This window comes from Hydrogenivirga sp., assembly GCF_056450045.1.
Map to the genome: position 1 here is coordinate 1 of NZ_JBWONM010000162.1, position 4,024 is coordinate 4,024.

The window sequence follows — 4,024 nt, forward strand, 5'->3', positions numbered from 1 at the left end:
TGAGGTCTGGGTTGGCAAGCTTTATACCCGTTGCAGTCGGCGGAACCCTGCCGTGGATGGAGTAAAAGCTGCTGAGGTCTATGTAATCAACTATCTTCCCGTGGCACCCTATCCCCGAGAGTATGACAAACCTCTCAAGGGGGATGCTCTCAGCGAGCTCCTCAACAGCCCACACAAAGGCGCTCATCAACCCGAAGTTTCCACAGAGCCTGCACCAGGTTATCTCCGTACCCGTGTAAAGGCTTTTCACCACACCCATATCAAACCTCCCTCAGCATGCCGGCAAGCTCGTCCCTGAAAAAGGGTCTGCCGTCGTACTTCCTTACACTCCTGTCTACCCTTATTCCGTTCATATTCAGCAGCTTTTCAAACTGACCGCTTGCGGAAAGCTCAACACACAGAATCTCCCTCGCACCCTCTATCTCCCTAAGGACCTTCTCGGTGGGAAAGGGCTCAAGGAAGAGGGGTCTGACCACCCTGTAGCCGAGCTCACTGGCTACGTCCTCAACCGTGCAGGCTGTTGAGCCCCAGGTGATTATAACCCTGTCGGACCCTTCACTTCCCCCGATCACGACCGAGTCCTCCCTTGAGAGGACGTACTCCCTTATGGTCCCTTCCTTGGCCATCCTCTTTTCCTGCATACGCCTCACCGACTCCGCATCCTCAACGGTTATACCCCTCTCGTCGTGCTCATAGCTCGTTGCCTTAACAACAACGCCCTCCCTTCCGGGAAAGGCTAAGGGGGATATTCCGTCCTCAGTTATCTCGTATCTTCTGTATTCTCCGTTCCCCTCCCAGAGCTTTGGTTCCTCAACTACCCTCCTTCTCTCCAAGGGCACCGTGAAGTAGCTCTCACCCAGGTGCTTGTCCCCGAGAAGGATAACGGGGGTCTGGAACCTCCAGGCGATGTTCAGGGAGTCCCTCGCGAGGGCGTAAGCCTCCTCCGGGGTTGAGGGGGCGACAACAACCCTCGGGAAATCCCCGTGACCTGCAAAGAGGCAGAACAGAAGGTCCGCCTGGGCTGTGTAGGTAGGGACTCCCGTACTCGGTCCAGCCCTCTGAGCTTCATATATGACGATAGGGGTCTCGGACATACCTGCGAGGCTGAGGGTCTCCGTCATGAGGGCGAATCCCCCTCCGGAGGTTCCCACCATCGCCCTCTTCCCCGCGTAGGCTATGCCAAGAGCCATGTTTATCACGCCTATCTCGTTCTCCGGGTGAACTACCTTTATCCCAAACTCATCCTTTCTCTTGGCAAGATAGTGAAGGACCGGCGAAGCCGGTGTCATGGGATAGGCAACGTAGAAATCCAGCCCTCCATCAACCGAGCCGAGGGCTATGCACTCGTTTCCAGTCAGTATATCCCCTCTCTTCCCGCCCAGAGCCTTCACCTCATAGAGCTGGGGGACTGCGTTGTAAGCCTCTCTGTATATCTGCTCGTTCTTCTCCCTCTGGGGAAGGCTCGTTACAAAGGGAAGACCCTCCTCAAGGGGGATGCCGAGGAGCTTAAGAACGGCTCCCAGAACGGAGGAGCTCTTGAAGAAGCCCGGAGCGACCTCCTTGAATGGTGCCTTTATGGCTCCCTCCTTGCTCTCCTTCTCGTTTATCACCCAGACCGTACCCTCCTTCTCATCCTCAAGGTGGGCTTTTATGCTCCTTCCGTCGGTAGCTACTATGATGTCCGCCTTCCTGTCGGTGCTCCTTACAGGTCTTTCCGAGAAGGTGAGGCTGACGAAGTTGTGCCCTCCCCTTATCAGTGAGGGGTAGTCAACGTAGCCGAATACGTAGTACCCGAGGTTTGAGAGGACCCCCGCCAGCATCCTCCCCGCTTCCTTTATGCCTGCTCCCGCCTTTCCTCCTATTATTATCGTCTTCTCCATACCTAATATCTTATACCAAGGGAGAGTACCCTGCCATGGAGTTCAGTCCTCCTTCCAGAGGTGGAAGTACCAGTAAATCGGCATGACAAACACGCTCCCCAGTATAAGAGCCAGAGCCCACAGAACCTTCCTGTCTCTCTCCATGCCCTTCTTACCGAACAGGTTTATCACATAAAAGGCGAGCAGGAAGCCAGTGTAAAGGTACATGAAGAAGTGAAAGGCTGTGAAATAGAGGAGCCAGGGCGGAGCTTCAGAAGAGAGGGGGTCTATGGAGAAGACCTTGCCAAGGGGCGTCAGGAAGAGGAGTGTGAAGTAAAATAGGGGTAGAAGGGTTGCGATTCCGAGGGAGAGCTTGACCGTTTTTCCCATCTCTTTACAAAGCCGGCGGCGGGACTTGAACCCGCGACCTAGGCATTACGAGTGCCTCGCTCTGCCGACTGAGCTACGCCGGCTCAGTTTATAAATTATAATCTACGATTGAGAGCTTCCTTAATGAAGGAAGCGAAGAGGGGATGGGGTGCAAAGGGCTTGCTCTTGAACTCAGGATGGAACTGACAGCCTATATACCAAGGATGGTCCTTCAGCTCAATGATCTCAACGAGCTTCCCATCGGGCGATAGCCCCGAGAAGACCACGCCGTGTTCTTCAAACACTTTCCTGAAGCTGTTGTTGAACTCGTACCTGTGTCTGTGCCTCTCGCTTACCCTCTCAACCCCGTATATCTCCCTGACCTTGGTTCCCTCCTGAAGCACACAGGGGTAAGCTCCGAGCCTCATTGTACCTCCGAGGTCCTCAACCTTCTTCTGCTCCTCCATGAGGTCTATGACTGGGTTCTTGGTGTTGGGGTCAAACTCCGTTGAGTTGGCATCCTTCAACCCTATAACGTTCCTGGCGAACTCTATAGCCATGAGCTGCATCCCCAGACATATACCGAAGGTGGGGAGACCCTTCTCCCTACCGGTGCGCAGAGCCTCTATCTTACCCTTTATCCCCCTCTCCCCAAAACCCCCCGGAACGAGGATGCCGTCAGCCTTCTGAAGCTCAGGCAGATCAAGCCTTTCAGAGCTCAGCCACAGTATGTTAACCCTCGTGCCGTTGGCTATCCCGCCGTGGGTCAGAGCCTCCGCTATGCTCTTGTAGGCATCCTTGAGCTCAACGTACTTGCCGACAACCGCTATGTTCACCTCCCTGTCGGTCCTTCTGAGGATGTTGACTATCTTCTTCCACTTATAGATATTGTTATCCCTGTAGGTCAGGTCAAGCCTGTTGGCCACCAATCTGTCAAGCCACTCATCCTTGAGCTTGTTCGGAAGCTCGTAGATGTAATCAAGGTCGGGGGCGGATATGACCGCTTCCTCATCAACGTTTGAGAAGAGGGCGATCTTTGCCTTTATCCCCTTGGGAAGGTCCCTATCAGCCCTGCATATCAGGGCATCGGGCTGAATACCTATAGCCCTAAGCTCCTTCACCGAGTGCTGGGTGGGCTTCGTCTTGAGCTCCCCTGCCGTCTTTATGTAGGGGACGTAGGTCACGTGTATGAACATTGAGTTCTTTCTGCCTATCTCAAGGGAGAGCTGGCGGACAGCCTCAAGGAAGGGCAAGCCTTCTATATCCCCGACAGTCCCTCCGACCTCAACTATGACGACGTCGTGCTCATCGGAGACCTTCTTTATGAGCTCCTTTATCTCTTCGGTTATATGGGGAATCACCTGAACCGTAGCCCCTAAGTAGCCGCCCTTCCTCTCCCTTGTTATGACGTTAAAGTAAACCTTCCCCGCTGTAACGTTGTTGTCCTTCCTCATGATAGCGTCGGTGAACCTCTCGTAGTGCCCGAGGTCAAGGTCTGTTTCCGCTCCGTCGTCGGTGACGTAAACCTCCCCGTGCTGGTAGGGGTTCATTGTCCCGGCGTCAACGTTGAGATAGGGGTCAAGCTTCTGAAGGGTCACCCTGTACCCCATACCCTCAAGGAGAGCTCCCACAGAGGCGGAGGTGACGCCTTTGCCCAGAGAAGAGAGAACACCGCCGGTGACGAAGATAAATTTGCTCATGTGAGAAAATTATATTATGGAGATACCCTCCCAATGGTGGTCTTCTGCCGAAAGAAAGCTCTTCAACTTAGAAGAGACGAGAACCTACTTTGAGAA

The 4,024-nt window shown here is 54.0% G+C and carries 4 protein-coding genes and 1 tRNA gene; all 5 read right to left on the reverse strand.

The features are described from left to right. Positions 1 to 259: thiamine pyrophosphate-dependent enzyme (locus tag AC1HCM_RS06580; RefSeq protein WP_479460972.1), on the reverse strand; the 259-nt coding region annotated here is incomplete at its 3' end. A 1-nt stretch (position 260) separates the two neighbouring features. After that, positions 261 to 1,880, reverse strand: a complete 1,620-nt coding sequence (locus tag AC1HCM_RS06585) for a 2-oxoacid:acceptor oxidoreductase subunit alpha (protein WP_479460973.1) — start codon at positions 1,878 to 1,880, stop codon at positions 261 to 263. A gap of 42 nt (positions 1,881 to 1,922) precedes the next feature. Then, positions 1,923 to 2,249, reverse strand: a complete 327-nt coding sequence (locus tag AC1HCM_RS06590; RefSeq protein WP_479460974.1) for a hypothetical protein — start codon at positions 2,247 to 2,249, stop codon at positions 1,923 to 1,925. A gap of 10 nt (positions 2,250 to 2,259) precedes the next feature. Further along, a tRNA-Thr gene (locus AC1HCM_RS06595) sits at positions 2,260 to 2,332 on the reverse strand. Between the two features lie 12 nt (positions 2,333 to 2,344). After that, positions 2,345 to 3,928, reverse strand: coding sequence for a CTP synthase (locus AC1HCM_RS06600; protein ID WP_479460975.1), 1,584 nt, complete (start codon positions 3,926 to 3,928; stop codon positions 2,345 to 2,347). Between the last annotated feature and the right edge of the window lie 96 nt (positions 3,929 to 4,024).

Bases quoted from the DNA above. Each gene is read 5' to 3' on its own strand.
- AC1HCM_RS06585 (WP_479460973.1), bottom strand. From the start codon at position 1,880: ATGGAGAAGACGATAATAATAGGAGGAAAGGCGGGAGCAGGCATAAAG.
- AC1HCM_RS06590 (WP_479460974.1), bottom strand. From the start codon at position 2,249: ATGGGAAAAACGGTCAAGCTCTCCCTCGGAATCGCAACCCTTCTACCC.
- AC1HCM_RS06600 (WP_479460975.1), bottom strand. From the start codon at position 3,928: ATGAGCAAATTTATCTTCGTCACCGGCGGTGTTCTCTCTTCTCTGGGC.